The sequence below is a fragment of the Cellulomonas septica genome (assembly GCF_012396155.1).
Taxonomy (GTDB): Bacteria; Actinomycetota; Actinomycetes; order Actinomycetales; family Cellulomonadaceae; genus Cellulomonas; species Cellulomonas septica.
The window spans coordinates 1-1,719 of the sequence record NZ_JAAXOY010000722.1 but is presented as its reverse complement, the minus strand read 5'-3'; the positions used below and the strand labels follow the sequence as shown (position 1 = coordinate 1,719).

1 protein-coding gene is annotated in these 1,719 nt (G+C 72.1%); it reads right to left on the bottom strand.

Annotation, left to right across the window (positions count from 1 at the left end; all coding sequences use genetic code 11):
* Nucleotides 1-47 precede the first annotated feature (47 nt).
* On the bottom strand, nucleotides 48-1,502 hold the full coding sequence (locus tag HGA02_RS18560) for a glycoside hydrolase family 1 protein (protein WP_168680795.1): 1,455 nt from the start codon (nucleotides 1,500-1,502) through the stop codon (nucleotides 48-50).
* Nucleotides 1,503-1,719: the final 217 nt, after the last annotated feature.

The window sequence follows — 1,719 nt, the reverse complement described above, 5'->3', positions numbered from 1 at the left end:
GGACGGCCCGCCCCCGTGCGAGGGGCGGGCCGTCCGGTGCGCGGGGGTCAGGGCTGGATCGCGGCGGCCGTCTCGACGGGCGCGATCGTGCGGGTGCGCAGGAGCTCGCGGTACCAGAGACCCGAGTCCTTCACGATGCGCTCCTGCGTGTCGTAGTCGACGCGGACGACGCCGAAGCGGCGGTCGTAGCCGTACGCCCACTCGAAGTTGTCGAGCAGCGACCACACGAAGTAGCCGCGGACGTCGGCGCCCTTCTCGACGGCCTCGCCGACGGCGTCGATGTGGTCGTGCAGGTAGGCGACGCGCTCGGCGTCGTGCACGCGGCCGTCCTCGGAGACGGTGTCGTAGAACGCGGCGCCGTTCTCCGTGATGGCGAGCGGCTGGCTCGGGTAGCGGTCGCGGAGCTCGAGGAGCAGGTCGACGAGGCCCTGGGGCTCCTGGTTCCAGCCCATCGCGGTGTGCGGGCCGGGCTGCGGGAGCCACTCGACCGACTCGGCGGCGACCCACGGCGAGTGCTCGGACACGCGGTGCCCGTCAGGACCGGGGGTGCCGGGGGCGAGCCGCACGCCGGCGCCCTTCTGGACGCGACCCGTCGAGTAGTAGTTGACGCCGAGGACCGTCAGCGGGATGCGGATGAGCTCGAGGTCGCCCTCGTGCACGAAGGACCAGTCGGTGAGGTGCGCGGTGTCCGCGAACACCTCCTTGGGGTACTCGCCGTCGAGCAGCGGGCCGAGGAACACCTCGTTGGCGATGGTGTCGATGCGGCGCTTGGCCTCGACGTCGTCGGCCGAGTCGGTCGCGGCGCGCGTGACGTGCAGGTTGAGCGTGATCGAGACGGGCGCGTCCTCCCCGAGGACCTCGCGGATCGCACGGCCGGCGAGGCCGTGGCCCAGGTTGAGGTGGTGGACGGCCTGGAGCGCCTTGACCTCGTCGGTCACGCCGGGGGCGTGCACGCCGGACGCGTAGCCGAGGAACGCGGAGCACCACGGCTCGTTGAGCGTGGTCCAGAGGTGGACGCGGTCGCCGAGGACCTCGGCGAGCTTGCGGGCGTAGTCGGCGAACCGGTACGCGGTCTCACGGTTCGCCCAGCCGCCCTCGTCCTCGAGGGGCTGCGGGAGGTCCCAGTGGTAGAGCGTCGCGACGGGCTTGATGCCCGCGGCGATCAGGCGGTCGACGAGGTCGGAGTAGAAGTCGAGGCCGGCCTGGTTGAACTCGCCCGAGCCGGTCGGCTGGATGCGCGGCCACGCGATCGAGAAGCGGTAGGCCTGCAGGCCGAGGTCCTGCATGATCGCGACGTCCTGCGCCACCCGGTGGTAGTGGTCGACCGCGACGTCACCCGTGTCGCCGTTGAGGACCTTGCCCGGCGTGCGGGAGAAGGTGTCCCAGATCGACGGGCCGCGGCCGTCCTCGTCGTGCGCGCCCTCGATCTGGTACGAGGCCGTGGCGGAGCCCCAGAGGAAGTCGTCGGAGAACTGGCGGCCGGAGGGGCGCGTCGCGGTCATGGAGGTCCTTCGCGTTCGGGTTCTGCGGGACGGCCGTGGGCGGGGACTGCTGCGTCCCGGGTGCGGCACCCTCCGGCCGCCGGGAGGTGTCGAAACGATACGATACACACGCTGGGACCGCTCCCGCGACCCCTCGACGGCACTCTACTTGACCGGTAAGGCCCGCAGCGGGTGCCACCTGCGACGACGTGGGCGACCGGCCTGCTGGAACCGGTCG

Coding starts and splice junctions, on each gene's coding strand:
- HGA02_RS18560 (WP_168680795.1), bottom strand. CDS start 1,502: ATGACCGCGACGCGCCCCTCCGGCCGCCAGTTCTCCGACGACTTCCTC.